Genomic DNA, 23,231 nt, shown 5'->3' with positions numbered 1-23,231 from the left:
CTTTTCTATTGTCTATTATACGCCACACGAAATGAAACGCATCATTCCATAGGCTGATTTATTGCTAATTTATTGTCATATCGTTCAGGCATTTGCTACAATAAAAGAAAACAATCAACTGTTGGGGTGGAAAAATGGAAATTCAAGTAGAAGAAGCTGTTGTAAAACTTATTTTGCATGGTGGAAACACACGTAAAGAAGCATATAAAGCAATTGATTATGCAGAAAAGTATCAGTTCGACAAAGCGGATGAACATCTACAAATCGCACAAGATCAATTTCAAGAAGGCCATATTTGGCAAACAAAATTAGTATCTATTCGCGACTCAGAAACAGTAGCTCACCCGTCATTTTTATTAATTCACGGGCAAGACCACTTAATGACTGCACAAGCAGAATTACAACTCGCTAAAAGGATCATTGAACAGTATAAACATCAACAGCGTTTAGAAGAGCGTCTGACAAAACTTGAAAATCAAGCGTGAGAGGTCGCTGGAAATAAGAAATAAGGCTCACTTGTAAGTATATTCGGCCGCACAAACAACATATCTTCCGTTTCAATGATATGTGCCGCATCAATGTATTTGCTCTTTTCTGGCGTAAATAGAAGATGAATTGTTTCGATTTTTTTAGTCGGCAGATAACTTAAAACTTCCACCACATCAAGTTTTTTCGTACTAAGAATGTCGAGTACATATAAATCAGCATCTTCCTGTTCCATCAGAACAATCGTATCTATTTCTTCAATATAGTAAAGCTCGTTTTTTAATGCGATTAATACATAAAACATCAGTAAATCTTCACTTTCTTTGACATCCAGTATGTTAGAAAGTGGAGTTTTTTCAGATACAATACGACTTATTAGCTGAAAATCGGTATTATTATCGGGATTCAGTTTTTTTATATTAGCAGACTTTCGTTTCAAACTGCTTACATCGACAGTAAAACTACTTTCCTCGACACGCTCAAAACCAAATTTCGGATAGAAATCTAATACAGAATCATTGGCAAATAGATATAGGAAGTCATATTGGGCTTCATATTTGGCTATTACATGTTCTAATAATTCCTTAGCAAGTCCCTGACCACGGTAATTAGGGTGCGTCATAACGGTGCCAATTTGGAGAGCGCTATAATCCTTGCCTTGATAAATTAAGCTCATTTTATTAATGGAAACATTCGCGATGACTTCCTCATTATCGATATAAGAATAACAAACGTATTTATCATTCCAAAAACCTTGATTAAACCATTCTTCAAAATTAATATCAAAAGTACTTTCAGCAAGTCTATTAAAACTATCGCGATATAATTTATTCTCTTTGTAGTTACTTATCATTTCATAATTCATCGTTCTATTCCTCTACTCATTTCTATAAAAATAACAGGTACAACGCGAAATACGTTCTACCTGCTCATTTTTATTTAATTAGCGTATCCCGAGCGCTATTTTTGCATAGCGTGACATACGATCTTTAGTCCAAGGTGGATTCCAAACAAGGTTTACATTTGTATCCTTCACTTCTGGAATATCACTTAACGCCATTTGTACTTGCTCAGTCAAAATACCAGCAAGCGGACATCCCATTGTTGTAAGCGTCATTGATACTGTGCAAAGCCCGTCATCATCTAACTCAACATCATATACAAGCCCAATGTTCACAATATCAATACCAAGTTCTGGATCGATAACTTGTTCTAGTGCGCCCATTAGGTTTTCTTTCAGTTGCTCATCCATGAAGCATATGCCTCCTTTTTGCAATTTTGTACATTTATTGTATCATATATGAGAATGATTTTCATTATAAGAATTTCTCAAAAAAACTAACTCCTTGCAGCATTCCTTCGACGGAAACTTTGTGTTTCGCATTATCGTCAATGATAAATTGCACATTATCCGCCAAGCTATCTTCCACAAGCGTTTGATATAATTTTTCACTATAAGCAAACGGTACAACATCATCTTTTTTACCGTGCCAAAGTAGCAATGGACGGTTGTTTATTTTAGTAATATTTTGAGTTAAGTCGTATTTTTGCAAGGATAAAATTCGCTCATCAACGTCATAAGGGAATGTTAGTCCTTGTGCTAGTGCATATTTAGATAGCTCCTTAGCAAAATCAACGTAATACGCGCTTCCCATTAAGCTAACTGCCACTTTAATATCTTCATGTTGCCCAAGAAGCCCAAGCGATGTGATAGCTCCCATCGAAACTCCACCAACACCAATACGATTCGGGTCTGTTTTCCCAGCTTTAATTAGTTCATCTATAATTAATGGGAATTCCTTGATATTCGTTTCTATCACATCCCAAAAGAACGTCGCTTGATCTTCTGGATTCGCTCCTTGAAGGCGCTCCCCGTGCAACTTCGCATCTGGTAAAACCACACGAAAACCTCGCTGTGCAAGCAAATATCCATAATGTAAATACAGTTCTTTTTGAGAAGTAAAACCATGATAAAAGATGATTGTTGGTAACATTTTATCTGCATTTTCGCTATTGCTAATATGTAAAACTGGTATTCCCGCAATTTGTTCATTTTCTACTTGAATCATTATGAAGCCTCATTTCTATAAGGTTTATTAAGCTATTGTAAAGGTCGGAATCATTTACAAATTTGTGATTAACGTCTATCATTAATGTGTGCCCTTATTTTAGCATGAAGGGGCAGTTTTGAACCAACCATATGAATTAAAGGAGCAAACTATGTCTAAAAAATTAATCGTACTAGACCTTGACGGCACAACACTTAGAGATGATTTAACTATCTCCTCGCATACAAAAAATACTTTAGAAAAAGCACGCATGGCTGGTCATGAAGTTATGATCGCAACAGGCCGCCCATACCGAATTAGCGGTTCTTACTACCACGAACTTGGATTAACCACACCGATTGTTAATTTCAACGGCGCTGTTTATCATCATCCTAGACTTACTACATTCGCTGAAGGATACCATCATGCCATTGATTTACATGTTGTTCACGAGTTACTTGATTTCTCCAACGACTTTGCATTAGATAATATCGCGGCTGAAGTACAGGACAATGTCTTTTTGAAAGAACACAACAACAGTGTCCCTGAAACATTCCATTTAGGTACGGAAAATATCGTATTTGGAAATATCCGTGATGCTATTCAATCCGATGCTACTTCCTTATTATTTTTCGGGAAAATGGATCAACTAGATTTAATCAGCAAACATTTAGATGAATCACTTTCTGGCGTTATTTCCCACCATACATGGGGAGCATCTGCTTGGCCTGCAGTGGAAATTATTAAATATGGGATCCACAAAGCAATCGGCGTTCAAGCTGCTGCCAAAACACTAGGCTTTGATCGTAAAGATATCATTGCATTCGGCGACGAGACAAATGATTTACAAATGCTAGATTATGCAGGCGTTGGTGTTGCAATGGGCAATGCTGCTGAATCCGTAAAAAACGTAGCGAATGTGGTAACCGCCTCCAACCAAGATGATGGCATCGCTCTATATTTAGAAGAAAATTTAAACTTATAATAAAAAGCTGCAAGTATGGTCTTACAAAAGTTAGGAATTCTAATTTTTGGTTCAAGAGCCATACCTTGCAGCTTTTTTACATCATTTTATTTTTATACATTGCCATTGCCAATTTTTGGTCTGCCTCAGAACGGAAATCCCCGAACACGCTAGAGGTCTCCATGACATTAATAAAGGCTTTAGGGTCAAATTCTCCGACAATGTGCGTAATATCATATAATTCATAACGAGTAATTACCATAATTAGCATTGCTACATCTTCTTTTGAGTAGCCACCCATCGCATCTACAACTGTAATACCCCGCACCATGTTTTCATGAATTGCTTTAATAACAGTCTCGGAGTGTTGCGTCATAATCATCACTGTTAATTTCTGATGTCTCGTATGAATAATATCAATCACTCTACTTTGAACATACAAAGAAATCAGCGTATAGAGCGCGAATGTCCAATCATAGGCGAACCCTGCGACAATTATAATAACACCATTTAGAAGCAAGAAATACTTTCCAAAAGAGCGCCCCGTCTTAATTGTTATGTACATTGCTACGATATCAAGTCCGCCAGTAGAAATACCAAATTTCAAAGCCAAACCAATACCTACAGAAGCAATTAAGGCCCCAAAAATCGCATTAAGCAAAATATCGTTGGACACTTGCACTTCTGGAATAACAATCAAGAAAAATGACATAAAAGCAACTGTTAAAAAGCTGAAAACAGTAAAGGATTTCCCTACTTTTAACCAGCCTAAAATTGCCACTGGAATATTTAATAACAGAACAAGCAGCCCTGTCGAAATAGAAATATTCATTGAATCACGTAACATGTCTGAACCTAGTTGTGCAACCCCATTTAATCCAGCAGCGTAAACTTGTGCTGGTATTAAAAAGAAGTTCATGCCTATTGCGTTTAAAAGTGCTGCTATAATCGCAATGGCGGTTTTTTTAGCATATTCTCTATATACTATTTTTGAACTCATTTTCTTCTCTCCTTTTTTGGCCCTAACATAACATACCAACTTTCCAGAGAAAAGAGAAGTCTTTTTCATTATTTTTTTGATTTTTAGTTAAATAATGGGTATCCGCCTGACAAATAGAAGCCTAGTGATACCGTAATCACTACCACAATAACAAAAATCATTAAAAACATGCCCGTTGGTTTTTGTTGTTTTCGATAACTAAGCAGCATCTCTACAACGCCAATCACAATAATCCCCATTAGAATTTTAAATATCGCTAGAATCCAGCTTTGTTCCACGCTGTACTGCACCATCATAATTCCACTTAGGATAACGAGAATGTAAAAAACGCGATTAATCATTTGCAATATCGTAAAACTTTTTGCAGATTTGGAATAAATGAGTAAAGCTGTAACTGTTAATACAACAATGGCTACCCAAGAAATTAAATGAATATAACCCCACATAATACTTCCTTCTTCCTTTTTAAGATTTTCTTACTTGATTAGTTAATGTTCCAATTTTATCGATAGTAATTTCGATAAGGTCCCCCTCTTGTAAAAAAGTTGGTGGGTTCATGCCTTTCCCTACACCACTAGGAGTTCCCGTAGCTATTATATCACCAGGAATTAGCGTATGTCCTTTTGATAGGTCTGCAATAATTCGAGCTAAACTAAATATAAACTTATCTGTAGAGTCCGATTGTCTCACTTCACCATTAACCTTCGTCTCAATATAAAAAGTAATTTCTTCGCTTGCATCATTTTCAAGTACATACGGACCAATCGGGCAACTTGCATCAAGGCTTTTCCCAATATAAAATTGTTTATGTTTTTTCTGAAGGTCTCGCGCTGTGACATCATTTAAAATAGTGAATCCAAAAATAGCAGATAATGCTTCTTTTTCGGATATATCTCTGACTTCTTTCCCGATAATAACTGCGAGTTCTCCTTCATAATCGAGTTGCTCGGTTATATTTTGATGAAGCTCAATCTGTCCATTATGTGGCAACAAACTATTAGCACTCTTTGTAAATACAAGAATATGCTCCGGAACATCTTCTTTACTTCCCATTTCCAACACATGATTATAATAATTTTTTCCAATAGCGATGATATTATTTGGTGGTGTAAAAGGAATTTGAATTTCCACATCAGCTAAATCGATATTCGCTTTGATTCCTTGTAATTCAGGAAGTGCTGGTTTTTCTTTGATGAAATCCAAAAGGGTTGCTGGCGGATTCAAAAAAATTGTTTTTGAAGGGATAATTTTATTTTCAGGTGTTAACAAGCCGTAATCAAAGTTCCCCTGATATAAATAACTCAACCATTTCATTTAAAGACCTTCCTTTGTGTTTATTTGGCATATATGTTGTCCATCGAAGAAATATAGATATGCTTTCGTTACTTTTTTTCCACTAATAGCTTGGATTGATTCTGCATAAAGCTTAATCTGTATTTGATATCGTTCTTTCATTACTTTTTCAGCAGCTTCCCAATCCGCATATCGCCCTTCAATTTTGTCTGTTTTATAGTCAATTAAAATAATTGATTCTTCCTCTTCAATCATACTATCAACAACACCTTGAATGAGCACGCGTTCGTCTATATCAGCTTGTTCATATAGTTTGGATACAGGGAGCAAATAACTGAAAGGTACTTCGCGCTTGACTAGGTCTTTTTTCTGTAACATCGTTTTTCCTAATGGCGATTCAAAGAAACCTATTATTTGTTGTATATTGATTGCTTTAATTTGCGCCTCGGTTAAGATATCTTTTTCACGCATCGTTTGTAAAAGTTGCTCTAAATCTTCCTTCGACGGCTGACTCTCTAACGAAACTGCTTGCATAAGGGTATGCATTGCTGTACCAATTTCTGTTGCCGATAACTTATTTTGTTGTAAAAACTTTGGTCTATCTAGTGATACTTTTTGAAATTCTTTTAGCAAAGTGGTATCACTCCAGCTATCTTGCAAAGAGAATTGCCGTTTAAGCTCTGTTACGGACTGTTTAGCACGAATTTCTGTCGCCGCCTCGTTTCCGTACTCATAGTTCATATATCGCTGAATTTCGTCCTTATATGGGCTTTGAACAGGTACTGGTTGATGTTCCTTTATATTTTCCAACCAATTGTCCGATTTTGATTTTTCTAGTTCACTTGCTAAAAACATTTCTTTCGTTTTGATTTCAATCTGGAGCTTCATGCCTGTCGGAAGTGTTTGAATCATTTCTTCACACAATAAATCTTTAAAGCTTTCATGTCTAATAGTCGCGTTTCCTATCCAATCCAAATAGCACTTCGCCTTTGCTCTTGTTGCTGCTGGTAGAATAGTTTCTTTTCCTTTGGCAACTTGCAACCAGTTCTTACTTGTTTTTTCAAAATCTGGTACAGTAGCCGTCAAAATCAACTTTTCTTCCGCACGAGTGAGGGCAACGTATAAAACACGCATTTCTTCCGCAATCATTTCGCGAGATTTTTTTTGTTTAATAGCTTGTTGCATAATAGTCGGATAAACAATCATTTTCTGGATATCTCGATAATTAGATGCAAATCCGTAATCTTTGTCTAGCAGTGTTTTACTATAAATATCACGCATATTAAATTTCCTACTTAGTCCAGAGACGATTACCACGGGAAATTCTAGTCCTTTACTGGCATGGATAGTCATCATCCGAACGACATCTTCTTTTTCACCAAGTGTCTTTGCTGTTCCTAAGTCATCACCGCGAACTTCCAAACGCTCGACAAAGCGAACGAAACGGAACAAGCCACGGAAGGAAGTCTTTTCGTATTGATTCGCACGATCATACAGAGCTCGTAAATTAGCTTGGCGCTGTTTGCCACCAGGTAATCCACCAACAAATTCATAGAAGTTCGTTTCTTGGTAAATTTGCCAAATTAAAGAAGTTAAATTTTCTCGGATAGATAATTCGCGCCAAGTATTTAGTTGCTGAATAAAGGCACTTATTTTATCTGCTGTTTCTGAGACGGTTATATCCTTATATACTAATAAAGCATCAAAGAAATAGCCATTTTTCTTCGCCATACGTACTTGTCCAAGTTCCTCTTCATTTAAACCGATTATCGGTGAACGTAGTACAGCAGCAAGCGGAATATCTTGATAAGGATTGTCAATCACTTTCATAAGTGCAATCATCGTGGCTACTTCTGTCGTTTCAAAATAGCCAGAATTATTATTAGCATAAAACGGAATATCTTCACCTTTCATTGCCTCTTCCATATCCGGAGCACTTGTCATCGCCCGCGCCAAAATAACTATATCCCGGTATTGAATAGGTCTATTTTGCTTTAATTTTTTATCATAAATTGGAAACTTGTTATCTATCATATCTCTAATTTTCATTGCAATTGCGCGTGATTCTACTTGGTTTTTCTGCAATTCTTGTGGCGATAATTCATCTTCCGTTTCTTTCTCTTCTGATTTCATATCAATCAATAAAAGTTCTGTCGCCATTTCATTTGTTTCTGGAAAATTTGCGCCTAAAGTCAACTCTGCAGCTGAATCATAGTCAATTTCTGCAATATGTCTATCCATCAATTGGTGAAAGATGAAATTGGTTGCGTCGAGTACTTCTTTTCTACTTCTGAAGTTTTGCGATAAATCAATACGTATCCCAGTTCCATTACCGTCTTGCTGATATGCTTGATACTTCGTCATAAATAAAGTTGGCTCGGCTAAACGGAACCGATAAATAGATTGCTTTACATCTCCAACCATAAATAAATTTCCTTGCTTATCATCTGGATTAGTTACAAGGCGTAAGATAGTTTCTTGGACCATATTAGTATCTTGGTATTCATCGATTAATACTTCTTTAAATTGTTTTTGATAATTGTGAGCAACTTCCGACGCTTCGTTGCCTTTTAATAAAATTTTTAAGGCTAAGTGTTCTAAATCATTAAAATCCAATACGCCTCGTTGTTGTTTTTCTTCAAAGAAATGCTTGGCGAAACTTTTTACTAATTCACTCAAAGTTTGAATGTCTGGTTTCATTTTTTCTAAATCCGCCAAATAATTGGTTTCTGCTCTCGAAAACCAGTCTATCGCGATGTTTTTAATTTCTTTTTTTGCAGCGTCTCGGAATTTTTTTGTTTCTTCGACATATACTTCATCGTAGTCACTTTTATTTTTTAGTGTTGGAATTCGTTTGAAATCAATGCTTTCAGTGGCTAACTTTAGATTCTCCCAGCTAGTCCAATCCAGCGCTGATAATGCATTAATTTGAGCTAAATCATTTTCTAATGTAGGTAAATATGGTGCTGGACCTCCATTTTCGTTTGCATAATCTATCGCATTCAACAAGTAGTTTTTAGCTTGATTAACTCTTAATTCAATATCTTCTTTAATGATTGGAAAATAGGGTAATTCTGTAATCGAAGTAATTTCTTCAGTATTATAGAAATCTACCATTGTTTCTAGCCATGCATTCGGGTCCGGATTTGCCCTAGAGAAATCATAGAGTTTAGATATTAGCATATGCAATTCTACATCAGATCGATCTCCGGTGAACGATTCTACCAAGTGAAAAAAAGCCTCGTTGTTTGCAATACTGTATTCTTTTTCCAGCAGTTCTTCCAAAACTTCATCTCGAATCATGCTACTTTCAATTGGCTCAATTAAGCGAAAACTTGGATCTATATCTGCTTCAAAATAATATTTTCTAATAATTTCTAAACAGAAGGAATGAAGTGTGGAAATAGAGGCATAGTTAAGTAAAGCTACTTGCCTTTTCAAATGGGCAGAATCTGGATTTTGTTCTAAAGCTTCCTCCAAACCTTTTCCTATTCTAAATTTCATTTCTGCAGCAGACGCATTTGTAAAAGTCACAATAAGTAACTCGTCTACATTTAAGTTAGCCGATTCATCTATTAATCTTTCAATGATTCTAGTAACTAGAACAGCCGTTTTCCCAGAGCCCGCAGCAGCAGCTACAAGTACATTATTTCCTTTTGCTTGAATGGCTTTCCACTGGTCATCCGTCCATAAAGAATCAGTTGGTTTTAATGGTATGTCAAAACTCATACTACTGCGCCCCTCCTTCTACATCCATTTTTGTTAAAATTGTTTCTGACTTTTCATTTGTTAAATGTCTATATTGATTGCTGGTTAGAGATGGGTCAAATCCACAGAAAGAACGGAAACTACAAAATTGGCAAGGGGTTCTTTCTTTTAATTTATAAGGGTTAATCGCGACTGCCCCATCAAGTATTTTATTACCAGCTTCTTGGTATTTATGTCGCACAAATTGGCGCATTTTATCAAATTCTGCTTTTGTAGCTGTCCTTGACCTCGCACTTAAATCACCATTTTGCTTAATTTCTGCTGGAATAATATGGGATGATTTTCCTTTTTCCAGTGTCGTATCCATTAATGATACCGCCACTGGATCTGATAAAATCAATCCTTTCATTTTGGAACTTTTTTGTAATTCTTTTGCGATAGCTTCATCACTTAGTTCCTTTTCCGCTTGCACAAATTGATTGTGCATATGGAAATACAGCACGCCCGCTGGTTCTGCAGTTTTCCCAATCATTTTTTGTGCATTTGTTACAACAATATCTAAATAAGTAAGCATTTGTAGCGCTAATCCATAATAGACCTCAGTAAGCGCCAGATCATGCGAACTAGATTTATAATCAATGATTCGAAGGAATGTTCGATCATCCTGTTCCGCCATATCTATTCTATCAATTCGTCCTTGCAAAAGGAGTTCACTATTGGACTGTAAGGGGATTTTTAATGGTGGAATATCTCCTTTTAGCCCGAAATCCACCTCTAAGCCTACTGGACGAAATGCACTGCTTTTGGCTTGCTCATTTAAGACCGTGGTCGCTCTCGTTATAATTTGGAGTAACTTATATTGAATGTATTCCATTCGTTTGGAGCTTAGCAAAATCTCATGCTGAATCTTCGGTGCTAAAAATGTCATCGCTAGTTTCGCCATTTGTCGACATTCTTCCTCTGTTAAATTGCCCCAGTCTAAATTATTTCGTTTTAATTCAGCTGAAATCCACTCCATAGCACCATGGAAAATCTCTCCCATATCTACAGCTTGCAACTGAAAATGACCTCGTTCTTCTAGTTTTAATCCATATTGCGCAAAATGTTGGAATTCGCAGCTGAAAAATTTCTCCATTCGAGAAACACTAGCATGAATAGTTTCTCCAAATAAATTTTTGGCTGTTGTTTCTTGTAAAGGCTTAGTCTTATTTTCATAATATAAACTAGACAATATTTGTTTTGCCATTCTGGATTCTTTGGCATCTTCAAAATAGCTATTATAAGCATCCCACCACACAATAGATAGTGGATAACCACGTTTGTACATTTGCAATTGACTTGTCAACAACCCTAATGCTGCTTGTTTGGAGCGAATATAATTACTTTGTTCTTCATCACTTAATAAACTCGGATCTGTTAAGTAAACCGATTCGTTTAATTCTTTAAACTGACCTTTTATTTTTCTTAGATAGTTTGATTCGCTAAGAACTTTGCCTTCTTCATCAGCAGCTGGATAACTAAGAAACAACTTATCGCTTGGTAGACTAATAATTTTATATGCTAATAAATCTTCTTCACCAATATTATTTTTAGCTGATGGCTTTAAATTACTATCTTCTGCACGTAAAGCATCTCGATCTTGATCAGACAGAATACCTTTATCTTTTTGTCGAAGTGGCATCACACCGTCATTCATTCCAATCGCAAAAATAACTTTCATATCTAGTAACTTTGCGTTTTCCATATCAGCTAAAACAACTTGATCTAAGGAAGGTGGTAAAAGCGAAAATTCAAGCGCGTCTAAGCCTGTTGTAATGATTTCCGTAAAGCTAATTAGCTCTAAGGTTTCCTCGCCTAGAACCTCTACAAATTCATCCAAAAGGGCAGAAATAGAACTCCATGCTTGCTCATGTTCTCTGGCAAGTTCTAAATAACCTTGCTCTTCTGCTCGTTGTCTCCATGATTCCAATCGCTCTACAGCTTTTACTTGTTCTAAATAATGATAGAGCGCTAGTGCAAATTCCATTCCAGTACTCGCTTTGCGTAAATTACTTTCCAATGTCGAGAGAGGCGTTACTATCATGTCTCTCATGTCATTTATAATAGATTGTGTATGGATTTCTTCATCCGTTTGCGGTAGTAGATTTGTAGAGAGTCCCCGAATTTTCCGGTAAATCCAATCACCTTCTTTTTCCCACTTCCATTTATTTTGAATACCGTTTTCTAGTACATAATTTTCTAGTATATCTGATTTACGTCGCAAGTCACTTGAATTATCTGTGATATCAAAGAAAAATTCTGTTTTAACTGCTTGGAAAATAGGTTCATACTTCCAATTAAATAGAATAGCATCTAAGCTGGAACGAATAAACTCAATAAACGGGTGTTTGGCCATGGCTCTTTTTTTATCAATGAAGATTGGAATACCATATGATTCCATTACTGTTTCACATAAAATATCATAATCTCCAAGGTTCCTTGTCAAAATGGCCATATCTCTATATCTATAGCCACTCAATGTAAGCTGCCTGATTTCGCGTGCTATCCCTTCGATTTCTGCACGTCTATTGTTCGCTTGATGAATTTTTAAATTGCTGGGCTCTCCTTTGAAAGCCATAAATTTATTATGACCCCAAGCATTTGCTAGAAATTCTAACGAGTCTGTTTTTGCTCGTTGGTTTTCTAATAAAAACTTCTCTTGCTCTACTTGAATTCCGTTCGATTTAGCCAAATCTAATAAAGCATAGTAAGCTTCCGTACTCGCCTTAAACATACTGTATTCATCTAAACCCTGTTGGATTTCAGGAACATTTAAAGTTAGCGAAACTGTCACTTTATCACATTTCCGCATTAATTCTCCAATGACGGAGAGTTCTTGTTTTGAAAAAGAAGTAAAACCATCAATGACTATTTCAGTCTGATTTAGATAATCGCTTTCTACAATTTTCTCTGCAAGTAATCTCAAATAGTCTTCATTTTCGAGAAACTTATCTGCTAACAGTTCTTCATACTTTTGATAAATCAGTGAAATATCATGAACTTTGCTGTTTACACTTGTAGACAAATTGGTAGCGCTGTTAACCATATCTTCTATAGAAACTTCTTCTTGTTTCATTTCTTTAAATAAATTTGCTAACTCTGAATAAAAGCCCTTTCTAGAAGTAGCTTTAGAAAAAATCTTTAATTCATCTTTTTGATCAAGTGCAGCTTTTCGGATAACCATTTCGATTCCTGTTTGACTTAGAAAAGTCTTGGATAACCCGCCTGTTTCCTGAAGGATTTTCCATGCCAAACGACTAAAGCTGAATATTTGTGTCCCAAGCATACCCGCTAAATTTTCTTTATTTAAAAAGCTCGTCTCCATCTGAAATGTCATTTGATCTGGAACGATAAAAATATAAGTCTTGGAATTTTGTTTGATTTTTGCTCCAACTTCATCCATTAAATAAGTTGTCTTGCCTGTTCCTGATTTACCAGCAATTATTTGAAGTGTCATACCCTCACCACCGAACATATGTTTTTATTTAGTTTACCATATTTGAGCAATCTGTCCAGAACTTTTTTCGAGGCTTTTTTTGCTTGAAAATCTATAAAACAGCTCAAAAAAACTAAGATAGCTCTCACTATCTTAGTTTTTCATATATTCTACTCAAAAGCCAGCATTTCCTGTTGAATTTTATTCATTTTTTCTGTTAGTTGCATAAATTCAGCTTTGTTCCTATTATCGAGAGCTTTATCAATTTCAGCTCTAAGTTGTTCTAATTTTCTCTCTTCTAGGAGCATCGTCAGGAAGCATTCGATAAAAACGTTTGTTAATTCTTTTTCTCCTTTAAGGACACCCACCTGATTCATCAATGAATTAGAAAAATCACGCATTTCCACGACTACCACTCCTTCACTCATATTTATTACAATCTCAAAAAATTGTAATATGCCTAGAAAAAACAGAAAACAGCTTGAAAATACAACTTTACGAAAATCTAATGACTTGTAAATTTCCATGTGCTATAATGACAAAAAATAACTCATATCTTACTTTGGTGCTCAGTCGTTATTTGGAATTGTTGCGTATTAAGCAATAATTCTAGGTTTCTTCTTAGACATAAATACAAACATAGAGGAGTTGAATGAAATGAAAAAAGAACAAATCAGTACTCAGTTTTATGAAGTAAACCCGCACACGATGATTATTTTTCCGAAAAAATCTGGAAGTATAGTCTATTCAGAAATTTATGAAGTTGATTCTCATTATACTTCTAAATTTACCCCGTTTGAGTTAATTAAAACCAGCTGTAACTTTTTCGGATCAAGCTATGAGGGTCGTAAGGAGGGCACCAAGCATTTAATAGGTGTTACTCATAAGCCACCTATTATTATTGATCCTGTTACGTCCACTTATGTATTTCCAACTGTAGCACCAAGTTCAGTAGACTGTATTTGGATTTTCCCGCAACACATCAAAGACTATCATGCAATTGGATTTAACCACACTTTAATCATATTTTCTAATATGGAAACTTTTGAAATTGATATGTCTTTAGCATCTTTTAATAATCAGATTGCTAGAACCTCCATGTTACATATGAAATTTTCTCAAAAAATGCGTATGATGGAGAGTAACTTCCCTTCAATGAATATGTTTTTCCCACCAACCACACTTGCCGCTGAACCAAGACGTTTTTACAATACCATGCTTCCTGACAATGAAGATTCTAAAGATCCTGAGCAGTAAATTTAAACTAAATAAAGCCAGCTACACATTGCGTAGCTGGCTTTACCTTAAATTATTTTTTATTCTCAATCGCATCTGCAATTCGTTTTAACATTAATAATTCATCTTCTGAATATGTATACGGCAATTCTAAATACCATTTCTCAAGCTCAGGATTTCCAATCAATGGAAAGGCGTTTACTGAATTTTTTTCTCGTAAGCCAGCTACATCATCTAATAAAAAATCTGTCGTTGTTCCAAGAATCTCTGCTAATTTAGCCAAAATAAAGATTGGCGGTCGGTGGTTATCATTTTCATATTTGCTTATTGTGGATGCAGTTGTCCCAATTTTCGCCGCTAATTGTTTTTGTGTTAATCGATTTTTCTTTCGTAAATGAATTAATTTTTCTCCAAATTCCAATACGCCCACCTCGCTTCATTTCCAGTATAGCAATTTTTTAGAAAGAATTCGAGAATTTACTAAAAAGAAATCGCCTTTTTAGTTTCAAAAGACGATTTCGATATTATTATACAGTTGGTTTCTTACGTAGAACACCAATTAATGCTGCACTGATTAATGTTCCGATAATAATTGCAATGATGTAGAACCATGGTTGGGATACTAGGAAGATAACGAAAACTCCTCCATGTGGTGCTAATACTTTAATATTCAAGAACATAACGATTGCGCCTGTGATAGCACTTCCGGCAATGAAACTTGGAATCATTCGAAGTGGATCTGCTGCCGCGAATGGTATAGCTCCTTCAGTAATGAATGAAGCTCCTAAAATGGAGTTAGTCAAACCGGCATCACGTTCTTGAGCTGTAAATTTATTTCTAAAAATAAGTGTCGCTACAAATGTTGCAAGTGGTGGTACCATACCAGCAGCCATTGTCGCTGCCATAATTGCACTACCTCCTGTTGCTACACTTGCGGCAAGTGTTCCAGTTGCGAAGATATAGGCTGCTTTGTTAATTGGTCCACCTAAATCGGCTGCCATCATTGCTCCAAGCAGCAATCCTAAAATAACTGCATTTGTACCACTTAGACTATTTAAGAAATCATTTAACCAAGTGTTCAACGCGCTCATTGGCACATTTAGTAGCAACATTAAAAGTCCTACAATTAAAACTGATAAAACTGGATAGAATAAAACTACTTTGATACCGTCTAATGTTTTTGGTAATTTTTTAAGTGCAAGTTTTACTAGTTCTACTGCATAACCAGCAAGGAAACCGCCGACTAACGCACCTAGGAATCCTGCGCCACCAACAGATGCTACTCCACCTGCTACAAAACCTGCTACAAGTCCTGGTCTATCCGATATACTGTAAGCGATGTAACCCGCAAATACTGGAAGCATAAAGCCGAATGCAACATCACCGATTTGTTTTAACAATGCTGGAATTTCGTTATATGAACCTAGTTTTGCAAGTTGATCTTGAGGAACACCTAACATTTGGTCAAGCATGAATGCAATTGCGATTGCGATACCGCCACCAATGACAAATGGTAGCATGTGAGAAACACCACTCATTAGATGTTTGTATATTTGTTGACCAATTGAAAGCCCATCTGCGCTTTCTACCGCTTGGCTTCCTTCTTCCGCTTTATATACTGGGGCATTGCCAGATATTGCTTCATTAATTAATTCTTCTGGCTTATGAATTCCCGCCGCAACTGGCTTAGCGATTAAATGTTTTCCATCAAAGCGAGGCATATCCACTTGTACATCAGCGGCAATAATAACACCGTCTGCTTCTGCAATTTCTTTGTCTGTCAGACGATTTTCAACGCCTCTAGAACCATTTGTTTCTACTTTGATTCGCACACCTAATTTATTTGCTGTTTCTTGTAATTTTTCTGCTGCCATATAAGTATGCGCAATACCTGTCGGGCAAGCTGTAACTGCCACGACTGATTTACCAGTATCGTTATTCGATGTTGGAGCGACAACTGTTTCTTCTGAATCTTCTTGTTCATGATTAAAAAGATTGATTACTTCGTCTGGAGTTTTAGCATCTTTTAATGATTGAACAAATGTTGGGTGGACTAATAATCGAGAAAGTGCTGCTAAGGTTTCTAAATGAGTTGCATTAGCACCATCTGGAGCGGCAATCATAAAGAATAAATGTGCTGGTTGACCATCTAAAGCATCATAGTCTAATCCTTTTTCACTTTTAGCAAAAACAACAGTTGGCTCATTTACAGCTTTTGTTTTCGCATGTGGCATTGCAATTCCTTCACCTACACCAGTGGAACTTTGTGCTTCACGGTTCATTATCGCTTCTTTAAAAAGGACCTCATCATTAATTTTTCCATTGCTTTTTAACGAAGCAATCATTTCATCGATAGCAGCTTCTTTTGTCGTTGCTTGTAATGACATAATCATAACATCTTTGCTCAATAAATCAGTGATTCTCATTTTAGTTCCTCCCTGTTATTTTAGTTATCTTCACTTGTGGTAGTAATTCATCTATTAATTCCTTTTGGGCTAAATCTGTTGAGAATGCAGTTGCTCCACCTGTTGCAACACCAGCAGCGAAAGCTTTAACTGGATCTCTTGTTTTATCAAAAGTTCCAACAAACCCTGCAATCATAGAGTCTCCAGCACCAACAGAATTTTTCAGTTCCCCTTTTAAAGCATCGGCGAAATAAACATCTTCTCCAGTAAATAGAAGGGCTCCGTCACCAGCCATGGATACGATTACGTGTTGCGCACCTAGTTCCAGACATTTTTTCCCATATGGGATGAGATCCTCTATGCTTTCTAGTTTAGCACCAAATAGTTCTGCTAATTCATGATGATTTGGTTTAATCAGAATGGGATGATTTGGTAATGCGTCTAGTAGTTCTTGTCCTGTAGTATCAATCATAAATTCGGCTTGTTTGTCTTTACAAATCTGAATTATTTTATCGTAAAAATCATTTCCAAGTGAAGGTGGTACGCTGCCAGACAAGATAACAATATCTCCAGCGGTTACTTTATCCATCACTTTTAAAAATTCATTGATTTCCGTTTCTGAAATCGCTGGTCCTAAGCCATTAATTTCTGTTTCTTCGCCGTGTTTAAGTTTGATATTAATTCGAGTATCATCTTTTACTGTTACGAAACCAGTTTTGATACCTTCGTTTTGTAGCCAGTCTTTAATAAAATTGCCTGTAAATCCACCTAAAAACCCTGTAGCAAGATTTGGTACGTTCAATTGATTTAGCACTCTGCTGACGTTGATTCCTTTGCCACCAGGTAATTTATAATCTTGTTTCATGCGATTAAGTTCGCCAAGGTTTAATTGGTCGATTTGCACAATATAATCAATTGATGGGTTTAAAGTAATTGTATAAATCATTTTTCTACCTCGATTATTTTAGTTTTTTGGATAAAGGATTCTTTTACTGCTGAAGGAATATAGTCGGTAACAATAGTAGCTTCTTCTATTGAAAACATTTTTGAAAAATTCACTTCATTAAATTTTGTATGGTCTGCTACAACAAAGACGCGATCAGCACGTTCTTTTGCGGCACGTTTTACAAAGGCTTCTTCCATATCAGGTGTTGTGTAGCCATGCTCCGGATGCATCGCGTTAGTACCAATGAAGGCTTTATCAAAATGATAGTTTTGGATATTATCTAAGGCAACAGCACCAATAATTGCTTTTGTATGCACTTTCATTTTGCCGCCTAATAGATAAGCATCAATATTTTGACGAACTAGTTCTTCGATATGAGTTAATCCGTTTGTAACCACTGTGATATTTCGATTAGCTAAATGAGTAATTAATTCTAGTGTAGTGGAACCTGCGTCTAAATAGATACAATCATTTTCTTCCACTAAACTTGCACAGTATGCAGCAATTACTTTTTTACTTTGAATGTTTTTGAATGATTTCTCATTCATGCTTGGTTCTTGGTTATGAAGCTTTACAAGTTTTGCTCCGCCGTGTACACGCTGGATTAATCCTTGTTCTTCTAATTCGATTAAATCGCGGCGAATGGTCGACTCTGAGGTAGCAAGACCTTCAACTAATTCTTGTAATTTAATCACACCAAGTTTCTCAATACTCTCCATAATAAGTTGTTTACGCTCTGCATTTAACATTATTACTCCTCCATCCAAAGTTAGTTTATCATCTTTTTCTTTCAAAATCAACCGTTTTCATTCAAAAACAATCATCTGGATTCAAATTCATTCATATTATAACATGTATACGCTCAAAAACCTTCATAATTATTCATGCAGTGCTTTTCTTATACAGTACTAATTTTTAGCAGTATACTTGTTTAGAAGATAATATTTGGTATTAGGAGGAGTTATTCATGCATACGGAATTAACATTCGATCAATTAGAAATTTTTTCAAAGAAATGGCGTGAAAATCCAGATAAATTGGTTTTCCAAGCTAGTATTATGAAAAATGGGATTAAAGCCGCTACAGAGAATCCAACTTCAAAAGTGAGTGTTCAGCCTGTTTTTTCTCATGAAGTTACTACAGATAAAGTTTCTAATCAACAGCAAAGCGGAAGATGTTGGATGTTTGCAGCATTAAACACGTTTCGGCATAAATTGAACGGAACACTTGGTTTGAAAGATTTTGAGTTGTCGCAGAATTATACTAACTTTTGGGATAAGCTTGAGAAAGCTAATTATTTTTTAGAGAATATTATTGAAACTGCTAATGAGGATGAAGATAGTCGATTAGTTTCGTGGTTGCTCGATACACCGCAGCAAGATGGTGGTCAGTGGGACATGCTAGTTTCGATTATTGAAAAATACGGGGTTGTTCCTAAGTCCGCTATGCCAGAAACGTTCCAAAGCAGCAAGTCAGCAGATTTAAATCATTTATTAAATGAAAGACTTCGCACGGATGCGGTTATTTTGAGAAAAGCTGTCACTGAAAAGAAAGATACTACCAGTTTGAAAGAAGAAATGCTTGCGGAAGTTTATCAGCTTTTGGTAATGACTCTTGGTGAACCGCCTAAAGTATTCGATTTTGAGTATCGAAATAAGGACAATGAATTTAAGCAGGATTTGCAGATTACGCCTAAAGAATTTTATGCGCGGTATGTAGATATTGATTTGAAAGATTATATTCCACTAATAAATGCGCCGACCAAAGATAAACCTTTTAATCAAGCTTTCACGGTCGATTATTTAGGAAATATTGTAAATGGGACGCCTATTAAGTATTTGAATGTAGAAATGGATGTATTAAAAAAAGCCGCCGCTGATCAAATCAAAGACGGTGAAACGGTTTGGTTTGGCTGTGATGTTGGTCAACTTTCAGAAAAAACTACTGGTATTATGGATACGGATATTTTCTTGTTTAATCAGACTTTTGGATTTAAAACTGCAATGACAAAAGCAGAACGTCTTGATTATAAACATAGTATGCTTACACATGCGATGGTTCTTACTGGTGTGAATGTTGCTGGCGGTGAGGTAAATCGCTGGAAAGTGGAAAATAGTTGGGGAGAATCAATTGGTAATAAAGGTTATTTTGTTGCTAGTGATGCTTGGATGGATGAATTCACCTTCCAAGTAGTCGTGCATAAAAAATATTTACCCGAAGAATTGATTGCTGCTTTTAATCAGGAGCCGATTGCATTAAAACCTTGGGATCCAATGGGGTCACTGGCACTTTAAATCGTAAATTCTGAAATGATTTTTATGTCGTTCATTTGAAAAAGAGCTGCTGCTACGCCGGTACCGTCTTTTATTTTTCCGGAGAAGGTGCCGTCGTAAATAGCACAGCTACCGCAAGATGGGCTTTTTTCCTTCATAATTATTTGTGTAATTCCGAGTTCTTTCATTTTAGCTAAAGTGAGGCTCGCTCCGTTTTTGTATTCTTCTGTTACATCTGTTCCCTGATTATCCATGACTTTGGCACGGCCTAACCAGACATCTTTACCGTCTCCGCCTACTATTTCTGCTGGAAACCTCGGTGTTGGCAGGCCACCTATAACTTCTGGGCAAAAAGGTATTGCTTCGCCGTTTTCAACCATTTGCTTTATTTTAGTAATTTCTTTATCTTTCCCATCATATCTACAGGCAATTCCTGCTAAACAAGCGCTTACTGCTATCATTTTGCTTCCCCCCTTTATTGTTACATTTTAACATAAAAAGCTGCCACCATATATAGGCGACAGCTCTCGTGTCATTAGATGTTTTGATATGCTACGGCGATTTGTGTACCGATTAGTGCATTGTGTTTTACTAGTTCGATGTTTGCTTCAAGGCTCTTACCATCTGTTAGTTCTTTTACTTTTCCAAGTAGGAATGGTGTCACGTCTTTTCCGTGGATGTGGTTTTCTTCTGCTTCTTTAAGTGCTGTGTGGATTACGTCGTTAATTACTTTTTCATCCATCGCGAATTCTTCTGGGATAGGGTTTGTAATTACTGCGCCGCCTTCGATTTGAAGATCCCATTTTGCTTTAAGGGATTCTGCGATAACTTCTGGATTATCTGCGCGTAATGTTAATTCTACATCACTTGAACGTGTGTAAAATGCAGGAAGTACGTCTGTTTGGTAGCCAATTACTGGAACACCTTTCGTTTCTAGGTACTCCATTGTTAAGTTTAAGTCTAGGATTGATTTAGCTCCAGCACAAACTACGGCAACATTTGTTTTTGCTAATTCTTCTAAGTCAGCTGAAACGTCCATTGTTGTTTCGGCACCACGGTGAACGCCGCCGATTCCGCCAGTTACGAAGATACCAATTTCTGCTAATTCAGCACAAATCATTGTTGCTGCTACAGTTGTTGCGCCTAGTTGTTTCGTTGCAATAAGGTAGCCGATATCTCGACGAGAAACTTTTGCTACATTGCTGCTTTTAGCGAATAGCTCTAGTTCTTCATCAGAAAGTCCGATTTTAATTTTTCCGTCGATCAAAGCGATTGTTGCTGGTACTGCACCGTTATCGCGAATAATTTGTTCCACGTCGCGCGCCATTTCTACGTTTTGTGGGTAAGGCATACCGTGAGAGATAATAGTAGATTCTAAGGCAACGATTGCTTTTCCTTCTGCTTTTGCTTGTTTTACTTCCTCGGATAATGATAGATAATTTTTCATTTGAATTCCTCCAGATCTTTTTGTAGTTGGGATGTCGATAAATTTTGACGAACCGTGTACTCAGATTCGAGTGTTCGTGCAGCATTTACACTTCCCGCTTTTAAAATTTCTTGTAACGCTTTTCCTTCTAGCCATGCATAGATAACCGCGGAGCAAAACGCGTCTCCTGCTCCAGTAACATCGACAATATTTTCAATAACAATCGCTGGTTCAAAAATGATGCCTTCTGCTTGGTTTGCTGCGACTGCGCCTTTACTGCCATTTGTGACGATGACATTTTTCACGCCTAGGTCTAACCATTTCTGTGCGGCCAAGCGCCAGTCCTCGTCGTTTTCGATAGTCATTTCTAGGTGCGTCTCTGATTCATCTCGGTTGCAGATTAGCCATGTTACGTGATCAAGCCGTTCTGGTAAATGAGACATTTTTGGCGAAGAAACGGGAACTAGGACTAATGGAATCGAGTTAATCTCAGCAAAACTGCCAAGATATTCTAATGTTTCTTTCGGACAATTTAAATCGGCAATGATGGCACTCGCTTGACTCAGCAAGCCTTCATTTTTTGCAAGTACATCTGGAGTTAGGTGGTCGTATGCATCCATGTCCGCTAGTGCTACGAGCAAATCTCCGTTGTTTTCGAGTACTGCTGTATAAGAACCTGTTGCGATGCTTGGGAATGCAGTGACATAATCTAAGTTCATATATGTATTACTGGCACTTTTAACAGCTTCCCAGTCGGAATCTGTCCCACAAGCAGTGAGTAGTATAACTTCTTTTCCAAGGCGGCCAAGGTTTTCACCGACATTTCTAGCAACTCCGCCAGCACTTTGTGTTGAACGCACTGGGTTTGATGTAGCTAGTTGGGCCTTGTCTTTAATGTAAAACTTCCGATCGACATTCGCTCCACCTATACAAACGATTTGTTTGGCTTCATTTAAAATATAGGCTTTTCCTAAAATACGACCTTTTTTAATAAGGCCGGAAATGAGGTTCGCTACTGTCGGTCTTGATAAATCAAGGATATCAGCAAGTTCTTGTTGAGAAATGTAAGGATTTTTACGGATGGAATTGAAAATTATCTCTTCCTTTTCGTTCATTTTCGCTTTATTATTCTCCACGATATAATGCACCTCCATTCCAAACTTTTGTTTTGATTTCAAACACATGTTTATTATATATGTAAATGCTTTCTTTTGCAAACTAAAAAACGAAAATCGACTTCTTTTTAGGAAGAAAATTTTCGTTTAGGTTTATTTATTTTGGAGGATAGCTAGTTCTGCTTCGGTTAATGGGCGGTATTCACCAAGTGCAAGTGACTCATCTAATTGTAAATTGCCCATCGAAATTCGTTTTAAATAGCTGACAGATTTTCCCCGAGCGGCAAACATTCTTTTTACTTGGTGGAATTTGCCTTCTTGGATAGTTACTTTTATTTCGTTTGGTGTAATAATTTCTAAGCGAGCCGGTTTGCAAGTGTAGCCATCATCGAGTTCAATTCCCGCTGCGAAAGCTTCTACATCCTCGGTCGTAACATCGCCATCAATTTTAGCATAGTATGTTTTATCTATATGCTTTTTAGGTGAGAGCAAATTGTGCGCGAGGGTGCCATCGTTCGTTATAATCAGCAAACCTTCTGTATCTTTGTCTAACCTGCCAACTGGGAACGGATCCGTAAGCGTGTCTTCTTGAGCGAGTAAATCGATGACGGTTTCTGACACATTATCCTCGGTTGCGCTCACAACATTTTGTGGTTTGTGGAGCATGAAATAGACGAATTCTTGGTAAACGACTGAAGTTCCGTGGACGGTTATTTGATCTTTGTCGGGATTTACTTGGGTTTTACTATCTTTCTGGATTGTGCCATTGACGACAACTGCACCTGATTTAAGCAGTGGTTTCACTTCTTTTCGACTCCCGAAACCTGTATGGGACAATAATTTATCTAAGCGCATGG

At 36.7% G+C, this 23,231-nt stretch carries 21 protein-coding genes; 4 read left to right on the top strand and 17 right to left on the bottom strand.

What is annotated here, in order from left to right; genetic code table 11:
- Positions 1-134 precede the first annotated feature (134 nt).
- The gene (locus HCJ30_RS12795; RefSeq protein ID WP_008948569.1) at positions 135-485 is read left to right on the top strand and encodes a PTS sugar transporter subunit IIA; all 351 of its coding nucleotides are present in this window, start codon (positions 135-137) and stop codon (positions 483-485) included.
- Here HCJ30_RS12795 and HCJ30_RS12790 read toward each other — a convergent pair.
- The 3 genes from HCJ30_RS12790 to yjfP all read right to left on the bottom strand — a co-directional run bounded on the left by HCJ30_RS12790 (position 476) and on the right by yjfP (position 2,555).
- On the bottom strand, positions 476-1,351 hold the full coding sequence (locus tag HCJ30_RS12790; RefSeq protein ID WP_185392464.1) for a GNAT family N-acetyltransferase: 876 nt from the start codon (positions 1,349-1,351) through the stop codon (positions 476-478). The genes HCJ30_RS12795 and HCJ30_RS12790 overlap by 10 nt on opposite strands.
- A 78-nt stretch (positions 1,352-1,429) precedes the next feature.
- Positions 1,430-1,738 (bottom strand): metal-sulfur cluster assembly factor, encoded by a 309-nt coding sequence (locus HCJ30_RS12785; RefSeq protein WP_003720638.1) that lies wholly within the window; start codon positions 1,736-1,738, stop codon positions 1,430-1,432.
- Between the two features lie 64 nt (positions 1,739-1,802).
- On the bottom strand, positions 1,803-2,555 hold the full coding sequence (gene yjfP / locus HCJ30_RS12780) for an esterase (RefSeq protein WP_185392463.1): 753 nt from the start codon (positions 2,553-2,555) through the stop codon (positions 1,803-1,805).
- 118 nt (positions 2,556-2,673) lie between these two features.
- On the opposite strand from yjfP, the gene HCJ30_RS12775 reads away from it, so the two are divergent.
- Positions 2,674-3,519, top strand: a complete 846-nt coding sequence (locus HCJ30_RS12775; protein ID WP_185392462.1) for a Cof-type HAD-IIB family hydrolase — start codon at positions 2,674-2,676, stop codon at positions 3,517-3,519.
- Between the two features lie 76 nt (positions 3,520-3,595).
- On the opposite strand, the gene HCJ30_RS12770 is transcribed toward HCJ30_RS12775, so the two are convergent.
- From HCJ30_RS12770 to HCJ30_RS12745, 6 genes are all read right to left on the bottom strand, one after another.
- Entirely contained in the window at positions 3,596-4,498 is a 903-nt protein-coding gene (locus HCJ30_RS12770; RefSeq protein WP_185392461.1) for a YitT family protein, read from the bottom strand.
- Between the two features lie 83 nt (positions 4,499-4,581).
- Positions 4,582-4,944 carry a YisL family protein gene (locus HCJ30_RS12765; RefSeq protein ID WP_185392460.1) on the bottom strand — a complete coding sequence of 121 codons (363 nt, stop codon included), beginning with the start codon at positions 4,942-4,944 and terminating at the stop codon, positions 4,582-4,584.
- Positions 4,945-4,963: 19 nt separating this feature from the next.
- Positions 4,964-5,812, bottom strand: coding sequence for a fumarylacetoacetate hydrolase family protein (locus tag HCJ30_RS12760; RefSeq protein WP_185392459.1), 849 nt, complete (start codon positions 5,810-5,812; stop codon positions 4,964-4,966).
- Positions 5,813-9,520, bottom strand: a complete 3,708-nt coding sequence (addA, locus tag HCJ30_RS12755) for a helicase-exonuclease AddAB subunit AddA (RefSeq protein ID WP_185392458.1) — start codon at positions 9,518-9,520, stop codon at positions 5,813-5,815.
- A 1-nt stretch (position 9,521) separates the two neighbouring features.
- Entirely contained in the window at positions 9,522-12,995 is a 3,474-nt protein-coding gene (addB, locus tag HCJ30_RS12750; RefSeq protein WP_185392457.1) for a helicase-exonuclease AddAB subunit AddB, read from the bottom strand.
- Positions 12,996-13,144: 149 nt separating this feature from the next.
- Entirely contained in the window at positions 13,145-13,501 is a 357-nt protein-coding gene (locus HCJ30_RS12745; protein WP_185392456.1) for an IDEAL domain-containing protein, read from the bottom strand.
- Positions 13,502-13,631: 130 nt separating this feature from the next.
- Here HCJ30_RS12745 and HCJ30_RS12740 point away from each other — a divergent pair, with 130 nt between their 5' ends.
- The gene (locus tag HCJ30_RS12740) at positions 13,632-14,231 is read left to right on the top strand and encodes a competence protein ComK (RefSeq protein WP_185392455.1); all 600 of its coding nucleotides are present in this window, start codon (positions 13,632-13,634) and stop codon (positions 14,229-14,231) included.
- Positions 14,232-14,283: 52 nt separating this feature from the next.
- Here HCJ30_RS12740 and relB read toward each other — a convergent pair whose 3' ends face one another.
- The 4 genes from relB to HCJ30_RS12720 all read right to left on the bottom strand — a co-directional run bounded on the left by relB (position 14,284) and on the right by HCJ30_RS12720 (position 18,310).
- Positions 14,284-14,631, bottom strand: coding sequence for a type II toxin-antitoxin system RelB family anti-toxin (gene relB, locus HCJ30_RS12735; RefSeq protein WP_003739618.1), 348 nt, complete (start codon positions 14,629-14,631; stop codon positions 14,284-14,286).
- Between the two features lie 106 nt (positions 14,632-14,737).
- Positions 14,738-16,636, bottom strand: coding sequence for a PTS fructose transporter subunit IIABC (locus HCJ30_RS12730; protein WP_185392454.1), 1,899 nt, complete (start codon positions 16,634-16,636; stop codon positions 14,738-14,740).
- Between the two features lies 1 nt (position 16,637).
- A complete protein-coding gene (gene pfkB / locus HCJ30_RS12725; protein ID WP_185392453.1) occupies positions 16,638-17,561 on the bottom strand; it encodes a 1-phosphofructokinase in 924 nt (307 codons plus the stop codon).
- Positions 17,558-18,310: a DeoR/GlpR family DNA-binding transcription regulator gene (locus HCJ30_RS12720; RefSeq protein WP_003727734.1), complete on the bottom strand. Its 753-nt coding sequence runs from the start codon at positions 18,308-18,310 to the stop codon at positions 17,558-17,560. The genes pfkB and HCJ30_RS12720 overlap by 4 nt, the downstream gene beginning before the upstream one ends.
- Positions 18,311-18,528: 218 nt before the next feature.
- Here HCJ30_RS12720 and pepC point away from each other — a divergent pair, with 218 nt between their 5' ends.
- On the top strand, positions 18,529-19,854 hold the full coding sequence (pepC, locus tag HCJ30_RS12715; protein ID WP_185392452.1) for an aminopeptidase C: 1,326 nt from the start codon (positions 18,529-18,531) through the stop codon (positions 19,852-19,854).
- On the opposite strand, the gene HCJ30_RS12710 is transcribed toward pepC, so the two are convergent.
- From HCJ30_RS12710 to HCJ30_RS12695, 4 genes are all read right to left on the bottom strand, one after another.
- A complete protein-coding gene (locus tag HCJ30_RS12710) occupies positions 19,851-20,294 on the bottom strand; it encodes a 2-thiouracil desulfurase family protein (RefSeq protein WP_185392451.1) in 444 nt (147 codons plus the stop codon). The genes pepC and HCJ30_RS12710 overlap by 4 nt on opposite strands.
- A gap of 74 nt (positions 20,295-20,368) precedes the next feature.
- Entirely contained in the window at positions 20,369-21,280 is a 912-nt protein-coding gene (locus HCJ30_RS12705; protein WP_185392450.1) for a pseudouridine-5'-phosphate glycosidase, read from the bottom strand.
- Entirely contained in the window at positions 21,277-22,395 is a 1,119-nt protein-coding gene (locus tag HCJ30_RS12700) for a carbohydrate kinase (protein ID WP_185392449.1), read from the bottom strand. The genes HCJ30_RS12705 and HCJ30_RS12700 overlap by 4 nt, the downstream gene beginning before the upstream one ends.
- Before the next feature lie 132 nt (positions 22,396-22,527).
- A complete protein-coding gene (locus HCJ30_RS12695; RefSeq protein WP_185392448.1) occupies positions 22,528-23,229 on the bottom strand; it encodes a pseudouridine synthase in 702 nt (233 codons plus the stop codon).
- Between the last annotated feature and the right edge of the window lie 2 nt (positions 23,230-23,231).

This window comes from Listeria cossartiae subsp. cossartiae (assembly GCF_014224155.1).
GTDB classification, from domain to species: Bacteria; Bacillota; Bacilli; order Lactobacillales; family Listeriaceae; genus Listeria; species Listeria cossartiae.
Note: the sequence above shows the minus strand (reverse complement) of the source record. Positions and strands in the feature narration are given on the sequence as shown.